This window comes from Streptomyces sp. NPDC053750 (genome assembly GCF_044544295.1).
GTDB lineage: Bacteria > Actinomycetota > Actinomycetes > Streptomycetales > Streptomycetaceae > Streptomyces.
Genome location: NZ_JBITXB010000006.1, coordinates 272,623 through 292,098 on the forward strand (window position 1 = coordinate 272,623; position 19,476 = coordinate 292,098).

Annotated in this window: 20 protein-coding genes; 9 read left to right on the plus strand and 11 right to left on the minus strand. The window is 72.7% G+C overall.

Annotated elements, in window-relative coordinates; all coding sequences use genetic code 11:
* Positions 1-144 precede the first annotated feature (144 nt).
* Positions 145-843: an O-methyltransferase gene (locus ACIGO6_RS19525; RefSeq protein WP_399878184.1), complete on the plus strand. Its 699-nt coding sequence runs from the start codon at positions 145-147 to the stop codon at positions 841-843.
* 92 nt (positions 844-935) lie between these two features.
* Here the strand turns inward: ACIGO6_RS19525 and ACIGO6_RS19530 are convergent, their stop codons facing one another.
* The gene (locus tag ACIGO6_RS19530; protein WP_003966491.1) at positions 936-1,103 is read right to left on the minus strand and encodes a DUF3117 domain-containing protein; all 168 of its coding nucleotides are present in this window, start codon (positions 1,101-1,103) and stop codon (positions 936-938) included.
* 350 nt (positions 1,104-1,453) lie between these two features.
* Here ACIGO6_RS19530 and ACIGO6_RS19535 point away from each other — a divergent pair, with 350 nt between their 5' ends.
* Positions 1,454-2,257 (plus strand): enoyl-CoA hydratase/isomerase family protein, encoded by an 804-nt coding sequence (locus tag ACIGO6_RS19535; protein ID WP_399877618.1) that lies wholly within the window; start codon positions 1,454-1,456, stop codon positions 2,255-2,257.
* A 28-nt stretch (positions 2,258-2,285) separates the two neighbouring features.
* On the opposite strand, the gene ACIGO6_RS19540 is transcribed toward ACIGO6_RS19535, so the two are convergent.
* Together ACIGO6_RS19540 and ACIGO6_RS19545 are read right to left on the minus strand one after the other, a co-directional pair.
* Positions 2,286-2,873, minus strand: coding sequence for a DNA-3-methyladenine glycosylase I (locus ACIGO6_RS19540; protein ID WP_399877621.1), 588 nt, complete (start codon positions 2,871-2,873; stop codon positions 2,286-2,288).
* A complete protein-coding gene (locus ACIGO6_RS19545) occupies positions 2,870-3,229 on the minus strand; it encodes a DivIVA domain-containing protein (protein ID WP_399877622.1) in 360 nt (119 codons plus the stop codon). The genes ACIGO6_RS19540 and ACIGO6_RS19545 overlap by 4 nt, the downstream gene beginning before the upstream one ends.
* A 221-nt stretch (positions 3,230-3,450) precedes the next feature.
* Here ACIGO6_RS19545 and folP point away from each other — a divergent pair, with 221 nt between their 5' ends.
* Positions 3,451-4,311, plus strand: coding sequence for a dihydropteroate synthase (gene folP, locus ACIGO6_RS19550; protein ID WP_399877624.1), 861 nt, complete (start codon positions 3,451-3,453; stop codon positions 4,309-4,311).
* Between the two features lie 207 nt (positions 4,312-4,518).
* On the opposite strand, the gene ACIGO6_RS19555 is transcribed toward folP, so the two are convergent.
* Together ACIGO6_RS19555 and dapE are read right to left on the minus strand one after the other, a co-directional pair.
* The gene (locus tag ACIGO6_RS19555) at positions 4,519-5,277 is read right to left on the minus strand and encodes a TIGR00730 family Rossman fold protein (RefSeq protein WP_399877626.1); all 759 of its coding nucleotides are present in this window, start codon (positions 5,275-5,277) and stop codon (positions 4,519-4,521) included.
* Between the two features lie 108 nt (positions 5,278-5,385).
* On the minus strand, positions 5,386-6,465 hold the full coding sequence (gene dapE / locus ACIGO6_RS19560) for a succinyl-diaminopimelate desuccinylase (RefSeq protein ID WP_399877629.1): 1,080 nt from the start codon (positions 6,463-6,465) through the stop codon (positions 5,386-5,388).
* An 83-nt stretch (positions 6,466-6,548) separates the two neighbouring features.
* Between dapE and ACIGO6_RS19565 the strand changes: the two genes are divergently transcribed.
* On the plus strand, positions 6,549-7,547 hold the full coding sequence (locus tag ACIGO6_RS19565; protein ID WP_399877631.1) for a heavy metal transporter: 999 nt from the start codon (positions 6,549-6,551) through the stop codon (positions 7,545-7,547).
* A gap of 284 nt (positions 7,548-7,831) precedes the next feature.
* Complete coding sequence (locus tag ACIGO6_RS19570) at positions 7,832-8,173, plus strand: ATP-binding protein (RefSeq protein ID WP_399877633.1); 342 nt, start codon at positions 7,832-7,834, stop codon at positions 8,171-8,173.
* 93 nt (positions 8,174-8,266) lie between these two features.
* On the opposite strand, the gene ACIGO6_RS19575 is transcribed toward ACIGO6_RS19570, so the two are convergent.
* Together ACIGO6_RS19575 and fdxA are read right to left on the minus strand one after the other, a co-directional pair.
* Positions 8,267-9,388 carry a bifunctional succinyldiaminopimelate transaminase/glutamate-prephenate aminotransferase gene (locus ACIGO6_RS19575; RefSeq protein WP_399877636.1) on the minus strand — a complete coding sequence of 374 codons (1,122 nt, stop codon included), beginning with the start codon at positions 9,386-9,388 and terminating at the stop codon, positions 8,267-8,269.
* 120 nt (positions 9,389-9,508) lie between these two features.
* Positions 9,509-9,829 carry a ferredoxin gene (gene fdxA, locus ACIGO6_RS19580; RefSeq protein ID WP_003973842.1) on the minus strand — a complete coding sequence of 107 codons (321 nt, stop codon included), beginning with the start codon at positions 9,827-9,829 and terminating at the stop codon, positions 9,509-9,511.
* 140 nt (positions 9,830-9,969) lie between these two features.
* On the opposite strand from fdxA, the gene ACIGO6_RS19585 reads away from it, so the two are divergent.
* Positions 9,970-10,992: a GNAT family N-acetyltransferase gene (locus ACIGO6_RS19585; protein ID WP_399877638.1), complete on the plus strand. Its 1,023-nt coding sequence runs from the start codon at positions 9,970-9,972 to the stop codon at positions 10,990-10,992.
* A gap of 30 nt (positions 10,993-11,022) precedes the next feature.
* Positions 11,023-11,889, plus strand: a complete 867-nt coding sequence (locus ACIGO6_RS19590) for a transglutaminase-like domain-containing protein (RefSeq protein WP_399877640.1) — start codon at positions 11,023-11,025, stop codon at positions 11,887-11,889.
* Between the two features lie 80 nt (positions 11,890-11,969).
* Here the strand turns inward: ACIGO6_RS19590 and ACIGO6_RS19595 are convergent, their stop codons facing one another.
* From ACIGO6_RS19595 to mshB, 3 genes are all read right to left on the minus strand, one after another.
* On the minus strand, positions 11,970-14,252 hold the full coding sequence (locus ACIGO6_RS19595; protein WP_399877642.1) for a hypothetical protein: 2,283 nt from the start codon (positions 14,250-14,252) through the stop codon (positions 11,970-11,972).
* A 156-nt stretch (positions 14,253-14,408) separates the two neighbouring features.
* Complete coding sequence (locus ACIGO6_RS19600) at positions 14,409-14,837, minus strand: DUF6113 family protein (protein ID WP_399877645.1); 429 nt, start codon at positions 14,835-14,837, stop codon at positions 14,409-14,411.
* The gene (mshB, locus tag ACIGO6_RS19605; RefSeq protein WP_399877648.1) at positions 14,834-15,724 is read right to left on the minus strand and encodes an N-acetyl-1-D-myo-inositol-2-amino-2-deoxy-alpha-D-glucopyranoside deacetylase; all 891 of its coding nucleotides are present in this window, start codon (positions 15,722-15,724) and stop codon (positions 14,834-14,836) included. Before mshB ends, ACIGO6_RS19600 begins: the two co-directional genes overlap by 4 nt.
* A 229-nt stretch (positions 15,725-15,953) precedes the next feature.
* Here mshB and ACIGO6_RS19610 point away from each other — a divergent pair, with 229 nt between their 5' ends.
* Positions 15,954-16,952 carry an intradiol ring-cleavage dioxygenase gene (locus ACIGO6_RS19610; RefSeq protein WP_399877649.1) on the plus strand — a complete coding sequence of 333 codons (999 nt, stop codon included), beginning with the start codon at positions 15,954-15,956 and terminating at the stop codon, positions 16,950-16,952.
* Positions 16,953-16,960: 8 nt separating this feature from the next.
* On the opposite strand, the gene ACIGO6_RS19615 is transcribed toward ACIGO6_RS19610, so the two are convergent.
* The gene (locus ACIGO6_RS19615) at positions 16,961-17,155 is read right to left on the minus strand and encodes a hypothetical protein (protein WP_029393692.1); all 195 of its coding nucleotides are present in this window, start codon (positions 17,153-17,155) and stop codon (positions 16,961-16,963) included.
* Between the two features lie 206 nt (positions 17,156-17,361).
* Between ACIGO6_RS19615 and ACIGO6_RS19620 the strand changes: the two genes are divergently transcribed.
* Positions 17,362-19,476 carry a prolyl oligopeptidase family serine peptidase gene (locus ACIGO6_RS19620; RefSeq protein WP_399877652.1) on the plus strand — a complete coding sequence of 705 codons (2,115 nt, stop codon included), beginning with the start codon at positions 17,362-17,364 and terminating at the stop codon, positions 19,474-19,476.

Genomic DNA, 19,476 nt, shown 5'->3' on the forward strand with positions numbered 1-19,476 from the left:
CGGTTTTACGAGAATTTGATCTGGGCTGACACGGCTCGTACGGCTGCGTCAGCACTTGCTCGGCACCCTGGCCCAATTCGCCGCCCCCGTCGCAGTCCCGGCCCCTCGGTCGTCTCCTTGCTCTCCTCTTAAACGACCGGTCCCATCTGCGGGTTCCCGACCCCAACGGATACAGTCACGCCGAGGCAAGTACGGGGACAGGAGAGGGTCATTACCGGCAACCGGCAGACGAGCTGGGCGTTCGCCGACGCCTATGTCGCCGAGGACGACGCGCTGCGCTGGGCACGCGACCGGGCCCGTGAGGCGGGCCTGCGCTCGGTGACCCCAGGCACGGGCTCGGCCCTGGGCTTGCTCGCCGCCGCCGTGGACGCCAAGGCGGTCGCGGAGATCGGCACCGGCTGCGGTGTCTCCGGGATCCACCTCTTGCACGGCATGCGGCCGGACGGGGTGCTGACCACGGTCGACCCGGAGCCGGAGCACCAGCAGTTCGCCCGTCAGGCCTTCCGGGCCGCGGGCTTCGCCAGCAACCGTGCCCGTTTCATCCCGGGCCGTGCCCTGGACGTCCTTCCCCGGCTCGCGGACGCCGGTTACGACCTGGTCTTCTGCGACGGCGACCGCATGGAGTACCAGGACTACCTCGCTGAATCGTTGCGCCTGCTGCGCCCGGGAGGTCTCGTCGCCTTCGAGGGCGTGTTCGGCGCCGGCCGGACGATCGACTCCGGGCCGCAGCCCGCGGAGGTGCTGCGACTGCGGGAACTCCTGCGCGCGGTGCGGGAGAGTCAGGAGCTGGTGCCGTCACTGCTGCCGGTGGGCGACGGGCTGCTGTGCGCCGTCAAAAGGTGACCGGCCAAACGGTGACCGCGGGAAACGGAAAACAATCACCCCGGCACCATGCGCGGTACCGGGGCGACTGAACGGGTATGGTCGCTTGCGCGTCAGCCGACGACCTTCTTGAGGGCGTCGCCGAGCGCGTCGGCCTCGTCGGGGGTCAGCTCGACGACGAGTCGACCGCCGCCTTCGAGCGGAACGCGCATGACGATGCCCCGCCCCTCCTTGGTCACCTCGAGCGGGCCATCGCCCGTCCGCGGCTTCATGGCCGCCATGCTCGTTCCCCTTCCTGATACCAGCTCACCGTCACCGCCGACGGCCCGTGAGGGCACGCGCAGTCCGGCATGGACGCGCGACACCGGCATCGAACACATTGCTTCCCAGTCATTATCCCGCATCCCAGGACCCGATGACCAACATCGGTAGGCATCGCTTGGGCAACGCGCGCGAGCAAAACCACTCAATTCGGGGATGTGCCTGCGATACTGCGCGCCCTCGCCCACTTCCACCGAATGGATACGGACCGGAATTCTTTGACGCAGGTCACACCGCCGGATCGGTCCGCCGCCGGTGATCTCCGTCATGCTGTCTCCCGGACACACACCACGACGCGGAGGGGAAATCCATGGCCGACACCGTGCTCTACGAGGTGAGCGACGGACTCGCGACGATCACGCTGAACCGCCCCGAGGCGATGAACGCGCTGAACATCGACACCAAGGTCGCGCTCCGGGACGCGGTGCGCTCCGCCGCGGCGGACGACGCCGTACGGGCGGTGCTGCTCACCGCGGCCGGGGAGCGGGCGTTCTGCGTCGGCCAGGACCTCAAGGAGCACATCGGGCTGCTGGCCGACGACCGGGAGACGGGCTCGGGCCGGACCATGAGCACGGTGCGCGAGCACTACAACCCGATCGTGCGGGCGCTGACCGAGGCGGCCAAGCCGGTGGTCGCCGCGGTGAACGGCGTGGCGGCCGGGGCCGGCTTCGGGTTCGCGCTCGCTGCGGACTACCGGATCGTCGCGGACACGGCGGCGTTCAACACGTCCTTCGCGGGCGTTGCGCTGACCGCCGACTCCGGCATCTCCTGGACCCTGCCGCGCGTCGTCGGCCCCGGGCGCGCCGCCGACCTGCTGCTCTTCCCGCGCAGCATCGGCGCCCGGGAGGCGTACGAGCTGGGCATCGCCAACCGGGTCGTACCCGCCGCCGACCTGCGCGCCGAGGCCGAGCAGACGGCGCGGGCGCTGGCCGCGGGGCCGACGGTGGCGTACGCCGCGCTGAAGGAGGCGATGGCGTACGGGCTGACCCACTCGCTCTCCGAGACGCTGGAGAAGGAGGACGAGCTGCAGTCGCGGGCGGGGGCCTCGGAGGACCACGCGATCGCGGTGCGGGCGTTCGTCAACAAGGAGAAGCCGAAGTACCTGGGCCGCTGAGCGGGACCGGTGACGGTCCCCCGCCCCCTCACCGGGCGCTTCTGGCCACGCAGGTCTCCAGGTGGTCGTCGACCAGTCCGCAGGCCTGCATCAGCGCGTACGCCGTCGTCGGGCCGACGAAGCGCAGGCCCCGCTTCTTCAGGGCCTTGGACAGCGCCGTGGACTCGGGTGTGACGGCCGGGACGTCGGCGAGGGTCTTCGGGACCGGGCGGCCGGCCCGGTCCGGGGCGTGCGACCAGATCAGCTCGTCCAGCTCACGCGGGGCCCACTCGGCCAGCACGCGCGCGTTGGCGAGGGTCGCGTCGATCTTGGCGCGGTTGCGGATGATGCCGGCGTCGGCGAGCAGGCGTGCGCGGTCCTCGTCGGTGAAGGCCGCCACCTTGGCGATCTCGAAGTCCGCGAAGGCGGTACGGAAGCCGGGGCGGCGGCGGAGGATCGTGATCCAGGACAGGCCGGACTGGAAGGCCTCCAGGCTGAGCCGTTCGAACAGGGCGTCGTCGCCGTGGACCGGACGGCCCCACTCCTCGTCGTGGTACGTCACGTAGTCCGCGGTGGACAGGGCCCAGGGACAGCGCGGCGCGCCGTCCGGTCCTGCCACGGCTTCCCCGGCGCTCACTGCTGCTCCTCCTGAGCCGGCTTCTCCATGGAGACGTGCGGATGGGCGGCGGCGGCCCGGGCACCGGCCAGCGCGGACTCCAGGTCGGCGATGCGCGCGTCGCGCTCGGCCAGCTCGGCGCCGAGACGGCCGAGGGCGTCGTCGACGTCCGCCATGCGGTAGCCGCGGACGACGAGCGGGAAACGGAGCCGCTCCACGTCCGCACGGCCCACCGGGCGGTCCGGGGGCAGCGAGTCCCGCAGCCGCTCCGGCGGGACGTCGGGCAACGGCCCGCTGTCGCCGCCGCTCACCACCGCGAGCGTGACCGCGGTGACCACGACGGCCAGCGCGATGACGAGGAACAGGAACATGACCATCGCTGGGCCCCCATGGTCGGGTCTCGGAGTACTCGGAGTACCGGGTGTACTCGGCGTCGTCGGAGTCGGTTGTGTCGGGTCCGATCGTGCCATGCGAGTCTGACAGTGCGGGTCGCAGGCGGTCCAAGACCGCTTCGAGGACGCGCAGGCCGGTTCGTGGACCGGATTCCGAGGCGAGAGCGGGACGTGAGAACGGGATGGGCGAGGAGATGTCACAGGGGATGCTCAGGCTGGGCAGGCGCGAGTTCGCGGCGCACGAGCCGGTGATCATGGCGATCGTGAACCGGACCCCGGACTCCTTCTACGACCAGGGGGCGACCTTCCGCGACGAGCCAGCCCTCGCACGCGTGGAGCAGGCGGTGGCCGAGGGCGCCGCGATCATCGACATCGGCGGGGTGAAGGCGGGCCCCGGGGACGAGGTCTCGGCGGCGGAGGAGGCGCGGCGGACGGTGGGGTTCGTCGCGGAGGTGCGGCGGCGGTTCCCGGACGTCGTGATCAGCGTGGACACCTGGCGGCACGAGGTGGGCGAGGCCGTGTGCGAGGTGGGGGCGGACCTGCTGAACGACGCGTGGGGCGGCGTCGACCCCAAGCTCGCTGAGGTCGCCGCGCGGTACGGGGTTGGGCTGGTGTGCACGCACGCCGGTGGCGCTCAGCCGCGGACCCGGCCGCACCGGGTGACGTACGACGACGTCATGGCCGACATCCTTCAGGTGACGCTGGGGCTGGCCGAGCGGGCGGCGGCGCTGGGGGTGCCGCGGGAGTCGGTGCTGATCGATCCCGGGCACGACTTCGGGAAGAACACGCGGCACAGCCTGGAGGCGACCCGGCGGCTCGGGGAGATGGTGGAGACGGGGTGGCCGGTGCTGGTGTCCCTGTCCAACAAGGACTTCGTCGGGGAGACACTGGACAAGCCCGTGAAGGAACGGGTGCTGGGGACGCTGGCGACGACGGCGGTGTCGGCCTGGCTGGGGGCGCGGGTGTACCGGGTGCACGAGGTGGCGGAGACGCGGCAGGTGCTGGACATGGTGGCGACGATCGCGGGGCACCGTGAGCCGGCGGTGGCCCGGCGGGGGTTGGCGTAGCGCGGTCGGCTCCGCCGGAGTCGCCTGGGGGTGCTGCCCGGGAGCCGGCGCGGGGTGGTGGGCCGAGGCGTGGTTCCTCGCCCCCGCCGCCCTTACCCGTTCCCGTCCCCGGGGGCTTCGCCCCTTCGACCCCACCAGGGGCTCCGCCCCCGGACCCCGGCGGGGGCCTGGCCCCCTGACACCACGGGCTCCGGGCCCTGCACCCCGCTAGCGGCCCGCCTCCTTCGAGACCAGGGCCACCGCCTCCTCCACGTCGTCCGTGACGTGGAAGAGCAGGAGGTCCTTCTCCGCGGCCTTGCCCTGGGCCACCAGGGTGTCGCGGAGCCAGTTCACCAGGCCGCCCCAGTACTCGGTGCCGAACAGGACGATGGGGAAGCGGGTCACCTTCTGGGTCTGGACCAGGGTGAGGGCCTCGAAGAGCTCGTCGAGGGTGCCGAGGCCGCCGGGCAGAACCACGAAGCCCTGCGCGTACTTCACGAACATCATCTTGCGGACGAAGAAGTAACGGAAGTTCAGCCCGATGTCGACGTACGGGTTGAGCCCCTGCTCGAAGGGCAGCTCGATGCCGAGGCCGACCGACGTGCCCTTAGCCTCCAGGGCGCCCTTGTTGGCCGCCTCCATGGCGCCCGGCCCACCACCGGTGATGACCGCGAAGCCCGCCTCGACCAGGCCGCGGCCCAGCCGGACGCCTGCGTCGTACTCCGGCGAGTCCACCGGCGTACGGGCGGAACCGAAGACGCTGATCGCGGGCGGAAGTTCGGCCAGCGTGCCGAAGCCCTCGATGAACTCCGACTGGATGCGCAGCACGCGCCAGGGGTCGGTGTGGACCCAGTCCGTCGGTGCACGCTCGTCCAGCAGGCGCTGGTCCGTGGTGCTCTTCTGGACCTGGCCGCGCCGCCGGAGGACAGGGCCCAGGCGCTGCTCCTCCGGTGGCTGCTTCTTGCCCTCGGGGTTGCCGGTCGGCATGCGCGCTCCCTCCGTTTGCGGGTTTTTCCACCTCAGCGTAGATCTACGCGGGTTACGTACGGGGGACCTCAGCATGTCCGGAACGCTGCGGCGTAAACCCCCCGCGGATCATGCGGTCAGCCAGGTCCGCAGCCGTTCCTCCCCCGCGAGGATCTTCGTCACCTCGACCCGTTCGTCACGCTTGTGCGCCAAGTGCGGGTTGCCCGGACCGTAGTTGACCGCCGGGACGCCGAGCGCCGAGAAGCGGGACACGTCCGTCCAGCCGTACTTGGGCTGCGGGGTGCCGCCCACCGCCTCGATGAAGGCCGCCGCGGCGGGGTGGGACAGCCCCGGCAGGGCCGCGCCGCTGTGGTCGTCGACCACGAACTCCGTCACCCCGCAGTCCGCGAAGACCTCGCGCACGTGGGCGAGCGCCTCCTCGGGGCTGCGGTCGGGGGCGTAGCGGAAGTTGACGGTGACCACGCACTCGTCGGGGATGACGTTGCCCGCCACGCCGCCCGTGATGCCGACCGCGTTCAGGCCCTCGCGGTACTCCAGGCCGTCGATCACCGGGTAGCGCGGTTCATAGGCGGCCAGGCGGGCGAGGATGGGCGCGGCCGCGTGGATCGCGTTGGAGCCCATCCAGGAGCGGGCCGAGTGCGCCCGCTCGCCGGTCGTCCTCAGCAGCACCCGCAGCGTGCCCTGGCAGCCGCCCTCCACCTGGCCGTCCGACGGTTCGAGGAGCACCGCGAAGTCGCCCTCCAGCCACTCGGGATGCGCCTCGGCGACGTGCTTCAGCCCGTTCAGCTCGGCGGCGACCTCCTCGTTGTCGTAGAAGACGAAGGTCAGGTCGCGGTTGGGCGCCGGGACCGTGGCCGCGATGCGCAGCTGGACCGCCACGCCCGCCTTCATGTCGCAGGTGCCGCAGCCCCACAGGACGCCGTCCGCGTCGAGGCGGGAGGGGACGTTGTCCGCGATCGGTACGGTGTCGATGTGGCCGGCCAGGATCACGCGCTCCGCCCGGCCCAGGTTCGTGCGGGCCACGACATTGTTGCCGTACCGCTCGACCGACAGGTGCGGCAGGGCGCGCAGGGCGCTCTCGATCGCGTCCGCCAGCGGCTCCTCGGTGCCGCTCTCGGAGGGGAAGTCGACGAGCCGGGCGGTGAGCTCCGCGGCGTCCAGCGTGAGGTCAAGCGGGGTATCGGCCATGGCCCGACCCTAACGCCCCTGCCCTTTCGGGCACTGTGCGTACCCGGCGTACACCACGCCCTACCCTCCAGTACCTTGTACGCGTGCTTCAGCCGTCGCCGACCCGCAAACGTCATGGCCGCCTCGTCCGTTCCGGGGCGGCCACCGTGGTCCTGCTCGCCGTCGCCGGGTACCTCGCGGTGCAGTACGTCACCGGGGGCGCGGGCGCGCCGGGGTGCAAGGTGGTCTCGGCCGGGGACGAGGGGGCGGTCTACGAGTTCACCCCGGAGCAGGCCGTGAACGCGGCGACGATCACCGCCGTGGGCACCGCGCGCAACCTGCCGGAGCGGGCGGTGACGATCGCGCTGGCGACCGCGCTGCAGGAGTCGGCCCTGCGCAACCTGGACCACGGCGACCGCGACTCGCTCGGCCTGTTCCAGCAGCGGCCCTCGCAGGGCTGGGGCACGCCGGAGGAGATCATGGACCCGGCGTACTCGGCGGGCCTGTTCTACGACCATCTGGTCGAGGTGCCCGGTTACACGGACCTCCCGTTGACCGTCGCCGCCCAGCGCGTGCAGCGCAGCGGCTTCCCGGACGCGTACGCCAAGCACGAGCCGGACGCCAGGCTGCTCGCCGCCGCGCTGACCGGACGGTCCGCGGCGACGCTGACCTGCGACGGGCGTCGCGGCGCGGACCGGATGAAGGGGCCGGACGCGGTGCGCGCGGCGCTCGTACGGGACTTCGGGCGCGATGTGCTCCAGCCGGCCGGCGCGGACGTCTCGTCGAAGTCCGCGTCCGCACCGGCCGCGGGCGCGGCGGGCGCGGGCGCGGCGGGCGGCTCCGACGGGCGGACCGTGACGCTGCCCGTGACCGCCGGCGCGGGTTCCGGCGCGGGTACGCAGGAGCGCCCGGAGCAGCGCGGCTGGCAGTTGGCGCACTGGGCGGTGGCCAACGCCTCCGCGCTGCACCTGGAACGGGTCTCCTACGCCGGCCGGGAGTGGACGGCGGGGAACACCGACAGCAAGTGGCATCCCACGGCCACGGGGAGCACCGGGGGCGGGGAGCGGGCCGGCGGATCGGTCCGGATCACGTCCGCGCGGTAACGGTCATCCGTACGGTTCGTCATCCCTGCGAGTGTCCGTGACAGCGCCTGACCGACGCGGTGCGCGGGATCCCGCGTCGTCGCGCCCGCATCGCCCCGCGCCCAGGAAGGCCAAGCGCCGTAAGGATTCGGCAGGGCATTCCGGCGGACATCCTTTTGCCCGCTTTTCCGTGGACCTGATAATGCGACGCATTGCCAACTCTTTACCTTGTGTCGCCGCAACCTTCCCGGCCTTCGAGCGGTAGTCACGGCGTCCGAATCGTTGACTTCCGTCGAAGGAGCATCATGTCCCTCCCCCTGACCCGCCGGATCGCCCGTGCCGCGCTGCTCGTCGCTGCGGGAGCGGCTGCCGGGGTCGGTGCGGCCGGCTCCGCCAGTGCGGCTCCCGAACTGCCGGCCAACCCGAACCTCGGGGGACTGACCGCCCTCGACGGGGCGAACGCCGGCGACACCCTCGGCGCCACCACCCAGGGTGTCACCAAGACCGCGGGCGACACCGGCGGCAAGACCGTCAAGAAGGCCACGCCCATGGCGCAGAAGGGCGCCAAGGACGTGACGGGCTCCGCCACGGACGTCGTCGGTGACACCACGCAGACCGCCACGAAGGGCGGGCTGCCGCTCGGCTGAGCGCCCGCCTGAACAACAGGGGCGACGGGGTCTGGGAGTTCTCAGGCCCCGTCGCCTTTGTGTGCCCCCGTTGATTGCAGCGGGGCGGGGCGGTCAGGCCGTCAGCCGGCTCACGGCCGCGCGGACGCGCTCGTCCGTGGCGGTGAAGGCGACGCGGACGAACTTCTCGCCGGCCGGGCCGTAGAAGTCGCCCGGAGCCACCAGGATGCCGCGCTCGGCCAGGTGGGCCACCGTGTCCCAGCAGGACTCGTCACGGGTGGCCCAGAGGTAGAGGCTGGCCTCGCTGTGCTCGATGCGGAAGCCGTGGCCGAGGAGGGCCTCGCGCAGGGCCGTGCGGCGGGCCGCGTAGCGCTCGCGCTGGACGCGCACGTGCTCGTCGTCGCCGAGGGCCGCCACCACGGCCGCCTGCGTCGGTGCCGAGGTCATCATGCCGCCGTGCTTGCGGATCTCCAGAAGAGGGCCCAGGACGGCCGGATCGCCCGCCAGGAAGGCCGCGCGGTAGCCGGCGAGGTTGGAGCGCTTGGAGAGCGAGTGGACGGCCACCAGGCCGTCGTACGAGCCGCCGTTGACGTCCGGGTGCAGGACGGAGACCGGGTCGGCCTCCCAGCCCAGCTCCAGGTAGCACTCGTCGGAGACGACGAGGACGCCGTGCTCGCGGGCCCACGCGACGATCCGGGTCAGGTCGGCCTTGGACAGCACCCTGCCGGTCGGGTTGGACGGCGAGTTGAGCCACAGGAGCTTCAGGCCCGTCGGGTCCAGGTCGGTGGGGCCCGGCGCGTCAGCGCCTGGTGTCAGCGTGTACGCCTCGTACTCCGCGCGGGCCAGCCGCGCGCCGACCTCGTACGTCGGATAGGCCAGACGGGGGAAGGCCACCCGGTCGCCGGGGCCGAGGCCCAGCTGGGTGGGGAGCCAGGCGACGAGTTCCTTGGAGCCGACGATCGGCAGGACGTGGCGGTGGGTGACGTCGCGGGCGCCGAGGCGGCGCTCGACCCAGCCGGTGATCGCGTCGCGCAGTGCCGGGGTGCCCCAGACGGTCGGGTAGCCCGGGGAGTCCGCCGCGTCGATCAGGGCCTTCTGGATCAGCTCGGGGACCGGGTCGACCGGGGTGCCGACGGAGAGGTCGACGATGCCGTCGGGGTGCGCGGCGGCCGTCTTCTTGTACGGCTCGAGCTTGTCCCAGGGGAAGGTGGGCAAGCGGTCGGAGACTGCGGACACGGTTACTGGCTCACTTTCGTCGGGTACGGCGCGGGCCCGCCAAACGCCTCGGTCCCGTGCGGCGCCGATCGGGGGGCGATCAGGCCGTACGGGACCGAGGCGGCGCGGTGCGGGCCGCTCCTACTGGTTCTGCGGCGGCAGCGCGGCGACGAAGGGGTGGTCGCGCTCGATCAGGCCCAGCTTGCTGGCGCCGCCGGGAGAGCCGAGCTCGTCGAAGAACTCGACGTTCGCCTTGTAGTAGTCCTTCCACTCCTCCGGAGTGTCGTCCTCGTAGAAGATCGCCTCGACCGGGCAGACCGGCTCACAGGCACCACAGTCGACGCATTCGTCCGGGTGGATGTACAAGGACCGCTGGCCCTCGTAGATGCAGTCGACCGGGCACTCCTCGATGCACGCCTTGTCCTTCACGTCGACACAAGGCTGCGCGATGACGTAGGTCACGCTGTCGTTCCTCCTCGATAGGGCGCTGGCGGGCCTCCTCAGGCTCCGCCGCCTGGCGCGCGGGAGCGCGGCGTCGTCGATGCCCGCCCCTAGTATCTCCGTTCTGGGGCATGATCCGAACAGGAGGGGTGGACCGACCCGTGGAAATCTCTGCCGCTGGACGCCTTGAGGTCCGTATCACCACTGCTGACGTGGGCAAACGGGTCTCCGTGCGGCGCTTGAGCGAACCTGGTGTCTCGGGTGAGAGGTTCACCGACACGGTCGGCGTTCTCACATCATGGGACGACGGTGTGCTGCTGATCACACGGAAGAGTGGCGAGACCGTCCGTATCCCGGAGGCCGCGCTGGTCGCGGGCAAGGTGGTGCCGTCCGCTCCGGCGCGTCGGCGCGGCCCCGCGGCCTCCTACGAGGAGCTGGCGCGCGTCGCCTCGCGGGCCTGGCGGCCGGTGGAGAGCGAGCGGCTCGGTGAGTGGGAGCTGCGGGCGGCCTCCGGGTTCACGCGGCGGGCGAACTCCGTACTGCCGCTCGGCGATCCGGGGATGCCGCTCGACGAGGCGCTGACCGCCGTGCGCCGCTGGTACGGCGAGCGCGGCCTGCCCGCCTACGTCCAGACCGCCACCGGTGCCGAGGGCACACAGGAGCTGCTCTGCGCGGAGCTGGAGCGGCGGGGGTGGGTGCGGGAGGTGACGGCCGAGCTGTGGATCGGTGCCCTGGCACCGGTCGCCGACCTCTCCGAGGGGACCGGGGTGGTCCTGTCCCGGGAGGCGGACGAGGCGTGGCTGGCGCGGTACCAGCGCAAGGGCGTGAGCGACGTGGCCCTGCGGGTGCTGGGCGCCGGGCCGTCCGTGTGGTTCGCGACGGTGCCCGGTGCCGACGCCCCGGCCGCCATCGGGCGGTGTGTCGTGGACGGGCGGTGGGCCTCCTTCTCGGCCGTCGAGGTCGACCCCGCACAGCGGCGCCGGGGACTGGCGACCGACGTGATGGCCACGCTGGCCCGGCGGGCGCTCGACGAGGGCGCCTCGGCGGCATGGCTCCAGGTGGAGACGGACAACGCGGGGGCGCGGGCGCTGTACGCCGGGATGGGCTTCGCGGCGCATCACACGTACCACCACTACCGTGCGCCCGAGGATGCCGGTCCGGAGAATGCCGGTCCGGGCCGGTAACCGATCGCCGTGAAAGGGCACGAGCCAGGCATGCGTCACCTCCCCCATCCCCCGCCGCCCGAGCGCTCCGCCGAGGTACGACGGCTGTTCGCCGAAGAGGCGCGGTCCGAGCGGCCCGATCTGTCGACGCTGTGCCTGCTGGTGGGCGCGGAGGCGGACGGGGCCCTGGACGAGGCGGGTCTGGACGCCGCCCAGATGGAGCTGGACCGGCTGGCCGGGCAGCTGCCGTTCCGGCCGGGTACGCCGCAGGCCTGGGCGGCTGCGCTGCGGGACCTGCTCGGCGGGCGGTACGGGTTCCACGGGACCGCGGCGGACTACCGGCGGCTGGAGTCGTCGCTGCTGCACGAGGTGCTGCGGCGCCGGCGCGGGCTGCCGATCATGCTGTCGGTGGTGTGGATGGAGGTGGCCCGGCGGGCGGGGGCCCCGGTGTACGGGGTCGCGTTGCCGGGGCACTTCGTGGTCGGGTTCGGGCCGGAGTTCGGGCCGGAGGAGGAGCGGGTGCTCGCCGATCCGTTCGACGGGGGCCGGGTGCTCACCGGGAACGACGCGGAGGTGCTGGTCGCCGGGGCCACGGGGGCGCGGTTGCAGCCGTCGATGCTGGAGCCCGCGGCGCCCCTGGACGTGGTGGCGCGCATCCTGAACAACGTACGGGCGTGGGCGGCGGCCCGGCCGGAGCGGTCGGACGTCGGGTTGTGGGCGATCGAGCTGGCGTTGCTGTTGCCGGCGCGGCCGGCGCGGCTGCGGTACGAGCGGGCGCGGTTGCTGGTGCAGCGGGGGGAGTTCTCGGCAGGGGCCGGCGAGCTGGAGGCGTACGCGGAGGTCGTGGAGGCGGTGGACGAGGCGGCGGCCGAGCTGGTGCGGGGGGAGGCGCGGGCGGCGCGAGCCATGCTCAACTGAGGTGGTGAGGGGCCGGCGCGAGTCGTACGACGAGAGGGGCGCCCGGCGCGTGCCGGGCGCCCCTCTCTCGTGGACGTGCGTCAGCTGGGGTTGGTCTCGATGACCGCCACGCGGTCGGTCTTGCTCTTCAGGGCCTGGCGCAGGGCGCCGTAGACGTCCTCGGGGGTGACGGCCGTCTTCTCACCGTTGGCGCGGGTGATGAGCACGCCGTCGAACGTCTGGCCGTAGAGCTCCTTGAGGGCGTTGAGGTCGGGCTTGTCGACGAGCTTCCCGTCGACGGCCGTGACCCTGAGGAACTTCCACAGCGACTTCTCGGGGCTCAGCGGAATGGAGTGTGCCGCGTCCGTCTGCACGGTCACGCGGGCCGACATGGCCGGCTCGGCGAACTCCTTCAGCATCCGGTCGACCTCGGCGTTGGAGACCGTGGGCTGCCGGGTGGTGGTCGGCACGTTCACCGGGGTGGCGGTGCCCGTCTCCACCTGGGCCCGGTACGCCTCCTGCACGGCCTCGGTGGACTTGGCCACGTCTATGCCCTTGCCCGCCTTGCCGTACACCGGGACGGCCTTGCCGGACTCGAACCTGATCGTGCCCTCGGTCAACGATCCGGCCCCGCCGGCCGCGTTCTCCAGGGCGGCGTGGAGCTTCTCCTCGTCGACGGGCATGACCGGGTCGACGACCCGCTTCTGTCCGAAGAGCGAGCCGATCACGGACATCGGGTTGTAGTCGCTCGTCGCCGCGTCGCTGGCCGTGGCCTGCGTGTCGAGCTGGAGACCCGCCTGGTCGGGCTTCAGGGAGACGGTGTCGCCGCCCACGGTGAGCTTGAGCGGCTTGGTCGCGCGGGCGCCGAGGGCCTTGTCCAGCTTCTCGACCGCGTCGTCGCGCGTGCCGCCGCCGATGTCGACGCCGAGCACGGTGGTGCCCTTGGGCACGTCGGAGCGGTTCATGAGCAGGCCGGCGCCGTAGGTGACACCGGCGACGACGACCAGGCCGCCGACGAGCAGCGGGAGCTTCTTCCGGCCGCCCTTCTTCTTGGCCGGCTTGGTGGAGCTCGCCGGAGGCTCGGCGACCGGCGTGGGCAGCTTGGGCGGCGTGTGCGGCAGCGGTCCGTCGGTGCCCTGGAACGGGGTGCCCCGGTCGCTCGGGACGACGGGGATGCCGCTGGTGACGGTGTTCCCGGAGACGTTGTCCGGGTTCCCGCGGCCGGGGGTGCCCGGCTCGGGGGCCGGCTTCTGCGGGGTGAGGATCGCGGTGTCGTCGCTGAGCCCGCCACCGGGGCCGAGGCCGGTGGTGCCGGTGGCGGCGCCGGGGGCTTGTGATCGGCTCGGGCCGCCACCCGGGCCCGCAGGGGCCGCCGTACCCGACGGGCCGCCGGGCCCGCGCAGGCCGTTGGGCGCGGGTCGGCGCTGTGCGCCGGGGCCGCCGGGTGCGCCCGTACTGCCGGGCGGGGGCGGCGTCAGTCGGCCCTCGCCGGTGGCCGGGCCGCTCGTCGGGCCGGTGGGGCCCTGGGGAACGCCGTACGGGGACGGGCTGTTGGGGCCGCTCGGGTGGTTCGGGCCGCTCTGCTCGTTCCCCGAGAAGTACGGCAGGTCGTCGCGGCGCGGCTCGGGACCGCCGTCGGTGCCCGGACGGGGGTTGCTGCCGTTGCCGTTGCCCAGCGGTCCGGACGCCAGTGCCTCGGTCACGTCGAAGGAACCGGTGCCGCCACCGTGTCCGGGCGCCACGGGGCCGCCGGTCGCCCCGGGGAGACCGGCGCCGTTGGTGGAGCCCGACCGGGAGCCGCCCGGCACGTTCATGGAGCCGACGACGCCACCGGGGCGGCCACTCCCGCCGCCCGGCCGCGCACCGGCACCGGCGCCCGAAGGACCCGCGTTCGGTGCACCGCTCGGCGCTCCGGAACCACCGGGAAGCCCGGCGCCGTTGGTGGAGCCGCCGCCCTGAGCGCCCTTGCCGGAACCGGACTTGCGCGGCGCGAACCAGTCGCTGGTCGGCTTCTCCTCGGCCGACTGGGCCGACTCGGCGGGAGCCTCGGGGGCGGAGGACGGGGCCGGGGCCGGGGCCGTGGGCGCGGCGGCGCTCGGTGCGGGCCGCTCGGCCGGCTCCGTGCCGGCGGCGTCGCCCTCGGCGTCCCCGACGGGCTTGCGCACGACGACCGGCGGAATGGGCCGCGACCCGGGGATGTTGATCCGGATCCGGGTCGTCAGCGTCGTCTCGGTCTTGCGCTCCTCCGGCCGCGAGGCCGAACGGCCCGCGTCCGCACCGGCGTCGGAAGCCACGGGTGTCCCGTAGGGCGGGGTGCCCGACGGGTAGGCGGCTCCGCCGCGCCCGTGGGGCCCGGAGGACGAACTGTCAGTTTCACGACTCAAGGCAGGTTCTCCCGGTTGGCTCCGCCGCCCGGCACACCAGAAAGCGGGCGGCTCGGCGGCGCGCACCACCATACTGGCCGCGTCTCACGCGTATCCCGTGACCGCCGGGGAAACCCACACCGGACTCGCACGTCCGCGCCACGGCGAAGTAGTACGTCACTTGCGAAGTCGGCCGGCGTCGCCGTCCGGTTGCCGCACCGGCGCGAGGGTGGCGCACATCACAGCGACGGCGATACCACCGAGCAGGAAGAGGTAGGAACCGCTCCCGGCGGCGAAGAGGAAGTCGCCCTCGGGCCGGCTGGTGGTGAGCAGGACGACGGCGATCGCCCAGCCGGCGGCGGGCGCGACGGCCCCGCCACGGCGGCCCACGGCCCGGCCCGCGCCGAGGCACAGCCCCGCCTCCGCCGCCAGCGCGAGCAGCAGCCCGCCCGGGAACCACGCCGGCTGCACGAGTGCCCCGGCCACACCGACGACGGCCCCGAGCACGAAGAGCCCCAGGTAGAGGGCGGCCCGCCCGGGGGAGGGCGCGCGCAGCGGCTGGGCCAACGCCGAGGTGGGAGCCTGCTCGTTGCGGCGGCTGCTCATGAGGTCACCTCGGTCCCGGTCTCGATTCCGGCGAACAGGTCGCTCTCACGCCCGCCGCCGTCACCGTCACCGGCCCGCTCGCCGCGCACCAGTTCGTAGTACTCGGTGGTGAAGACCGGCTGTGCCAGTTCGTTGGAGAGGATGAAGTAGGGCTCGGCCACGGTGATCTGTGTGGCGTGCGCGCGCATGGCGGCGGCCTTGGCGGCGGCGTACGGGGTGCTCTCGCCGCTGATCTCGGTGGTGATCCGGTCGTCCTGGACCACGCCGGGTACGTCCTCGACGCCGGCCGCCTTCTCGAAGGGCAGGCCCGGCAGGTCGTCGCGGAGGCGGGCGAAGGAGTCCTCGGCGACGGTGCGCGGCACGCGGTTCCAGTACACCTTGGCGACCGGACAGCCGGCCTCGGCCGCGAGCTCGGCGGCGCGCATGGCGATGCGGTGGGCCTGGATGTGGTCGGGGTGGCCGTATCCGCCGTCGGGGTCGTAGGTGACGAGGACCTGCGGGCGCACCTCGCGGATCACCTCGACGAGGAGCCCGGCGGCCCGGTCGACGTCCGCCTGCCAGAGACAGCCGGGGTCGTCGTTGTCGGGCAGGCCCATCATCCCGGAGTCGGCGAAGCGGCCCGGCCCGCCGAGGAGCCGGAAGTCGTCGACGCCGAGCGCGCGCATCGCCGCCGCCAGCTCGCCCCTGCGGTGCCCGCCCAGGGCGGCTCCGGTCAGGTGTGCGAGCTCGGGCGGGATGACCTCGCCGCGCTCACCGAGGGTGCAGGTGACCAGCGTCACGTGGGCGCCTTCGGCCGCGTACCTGGCCATGGTGACGCCGTTGTTGATCGACTCGTCGTCCGGGTGCGCGTGCACCAGCAGCAGACGCCGGGCGGGGAGTTCCGTCATGCCCCCACCCTATGAGGCGGAGACCTCGTCCTCGTAGCGCGGGAGACCGTGGAGGGGTCGGCACGTCGGGACGGGCGCCGCGACAGCGTTTCACGGCCGACGCACATCCCGCGCCGAGCCGGGTCATGGATACCGTTGCCAGGCTGACCGACAGGTCGGCACCGGCGCCCCCTCCCGGAGGCGCCGGTGCGGCCCCCACGGACCTGTCACTTCTGACGGAAGGCGCTCGATGCGCAAGCCGAAAGCCCACCGGACTCCCGCCGGCCCCGCCTACCAGGGACGCCTGCTTCCCCACCCGGAGGAAGAGGTCGTCGACCAGGGACTGAAGTTCGACCTCGGCACACTCGTCTCCCGCAGGCGGGCCCTGTCCTTCCTCGGAGGGGTCGGGGGCATGGCGGCCCTCGCCGCGTGCGGCTCGGGTTCGAGCTCGAGCAGCAGCGCGTCGAGCACGGCCAGGGCCACGGCCTCCGCGTCGTCGTCCGACCTGACCGAGATCCCCGACGAGACCAACGGCCCCTACCCCGCGGACGGCACCAACGGGGTCCAGGTCCTGGACCAGGACGGAATCGTCCGACAGGACATCCGCTCGAGCTTCGGGGACTCGACGACCACCGCGCCGGGCATCCCCCTCACCTTCGAGTTCACCCTGCTGGACATCGCCAAGGACGGCCGGCCGCTGGCCGGGGCGGCCGTCTACGCCTGGCAGTGCGACCGGGACGGCAACTACTCCCTGTACTCCAGCGGGATCGAGGACGAGAACTACCTGCGCGGCGTCCAGGTCGCCGACGACGACGGCCGGGTGAGGTTCGTCAGCATCTTCCCCGCCTGCTACCCGGGCCGCTGGCCCCACATCCACTTCGAGGTCTACCCCGATCTCGATTCCGTCACCGACTACGACAAGCGGCTGTCGACCTCCCAGCTGGCCCTTCCCAGGACCGGCTGCGAAACCGTCTTCGCCACCGACGGTTACGAGTCCTCCGTCGACAACCTGGCCAAGCTCACCCTCAAGACCGACAACGTCTTCGGCGACGACGGCGGAGTCCACCAGCTCGCCACCCTGACCGGCTCGGTGAAGGCCGGCTACACGGCCGAACTGACCGTCCCCATCGACACCGGCACCGAGCCCACGGCCGGCAACGCACCCGGCGGCGCCCCCGAAGGCGGCCGGCCGCCCAGCGGAGCCCCGACCGACGGCCCGCCGCCCGGCTCGGCGCCCTCGAGCAGCTGACCCGGGTGTCAGAAGTTGATGCTGCCGATCATCCCCGCGATGTTCGTCGTCAGCTCACTGATCGTGGGCGCGACGGTCGACGAGGCCAGGTAGAAGCCGAGGAGCATGCACACGACCGCGTGTCCCGCCTTCAAGCCTGACTTCTTGACCAGCAGGAAGACGATGATCGCCAGCAGCACAACCGCCGAAATCGAGAGTGCCACGGCGGCTCACCTCCAATAAGCCCAGGGACATGGGGGGTCGGACGCAGTCGGACGCGATCGGTCGCAGTCGAACCTTGGGGCAGATAAATCCACGCAGCGGGCACCTGGTTGATACCCACTATGCGCTAGTGATCATAACTATCCGTGCGCGCGCATCTCTCGGCGCACAGCCGCACAAGGGGGCGCATGGCCAATATGGTCAGGGCATGACGACCGAGTCCGACTCCTTCCCCAAACGGCACGCCCGCACCCAGCGGTTCACGCTCGGCGCGCCGCGTTCGTTCACCGTGGCGCCCGATGGTTCACGGGTCGCCTTCCTGCGCTCCGGCACCGGTACCGACCGGGCCAATTCGCTGTGGATCCTCGACGTCGAGGAGGGCGGGGAGCGCGTCGCCGCCGACCCGCGCGCCCTCCTGGGCGGCGCCGAAGAGCATCTGTCGCCCGAGGAGAGGGCACGGCGCGAACGCAGTCGGGAGGGCGGGGCCGGCATCGTCGGCTACGCCACCGACTCCGCCGTCGAACTGGCCGCTTTCGCCTTGTCAGGGCGGCTCTTCGCGGCCGAACTGCGGGCCGGGACGGCGCGTGAACTGCCCACCCCGGGGCCGGTGATCGACCCGCGCCCCTCCCCCGACGGCCGGCACATCGCCTACGTCGCCCAGGGCGCCCTGCGGGTCGTGGGCGCCGAGGGGGACGGCGACAGGGCGCTGGCCGAGGCGGACGCGGAGGGCGTCGGCCACGGGCTCGCCGAGTTCATCGCCGCCGAGGAGATGGGGCGCAGCCGGGGCTTCTGGTGGGGGCCGGAGTCGGACCGGCTGCTGGTGGCGCGCGTGGACGACACGCCGGTGCAGCGGTGGTGGATCTCCGACCCGGCCCACCCCGAGCGTGATCCACGCCACGTGCCGTACCCGGCGGCGGGCACCGCCAACGCGGACGTACGGCTGTTCGTGATCGGGCTGGACGGGGGGCGCACGGAGGTTCTCTGGGACCGGGCACGGTATCCCTATCTGGCGCGAGTGCACTGGTCAGCGGCGGGTGCGCCACTCCTCCTCGTACAGGCGCGCGACCAGCGCAGTCAGTTGTTCCTGGCCGTGGACACCGAGTCCGGGACGACCCGTATGGTGCACGCCGACGAAGATCCAATTTGGCTGGAACTCTTCCCTGGCGTGCCCTGCTGGAGCCCCTCCGGACAGCTCGTGCGGATCGCGGACGAGGGGGGCGCCCGGGTGCTGGCGGTCGGGGAACGGCCGCTCACCGGTGCCCAGTTGCACCTGCGGGCCGTACTGGACGTCTCCTCCGACGACGTGCTGGTTTCCGCGTCGGCCGGTGCGGAGGCGGACGATCCGGAGACCGGTGAAGTGCACGTGTACCGGGTGAACGAACTCGGCGTGGAGCGCGTCTCCCAGGAACCCGGCGTGCACTCGGCGGTGCGCGCCGGGGGCGTGACCGTTCTCGTCTCCGCGACGCTCGACCGGCCGGGGGCCCGGGTGCAGGTTCTGCGCGACGGGAAGCCGGCGGCGACCATCGCCTCGTACGCCGAAGACCCCGGTTTGTCCCCGCGCGTGACGCTCACCGAAGGGGGCGCACGCCGTGTCCCGTGCGCCGTGCTTATGCCAAGGGACTACCACGGTGACACCCCCCTCCCCGTCCTCCTGGACCCGTACGGTGGCCCCCACGGCCAGCGTGTGGTGGCCGCGCACAACGCCCACCTCACCTCGCAGTGGTTCGCCGACCAGGGGTTCGCGGTGGTCGTCGCCGACGGTCGGGGCACCCCGGGGCGCTCCCCCGCCTGGGAGAAGGCCATCAAGGACGACGTGGCCGCCGTCGTGCTCCAGGACCAGGTGGACGCACTGCAGGCCCTCGCCGCCGACTTCCCGCTGGACCTCGGCCGCGTCGCCATCCGCGGGTGGTCCTTCGGCGGCTATCTCGCCGCGCTGGCCGCGCTGCGCCGGCCGGACGTCTTCCACGCCGCGGTCGTGGGGGCGCCGGTCACCGATCTGCGGCTCTACGACACCCACTACCAGGAGCGGTACGTCGGACACCCCGACGAGCAGCCGGAGGTCTACCGCCGCAACTCGGTGATCGACGACGCGGGCCTGGTGGACGCCGCCGAGCCGCACCGTCCCATGATGGTCATCCACGGGCTCGTCGACGACAACGTGGTGGTCGCCCACTCCCTGCGGCTGTCCTCTGCCCTGCTGGCCGCCGGCCGCCCGCACGAGGTGCTTCCGCTGTCCGGCGTCACGCACATGACCCCGCAGGAGTCGGTCGCCGAGAACCTGCTGCTGCTCCAGGTGGACTTCCTCAAGCGGTCGCTGGCCTGA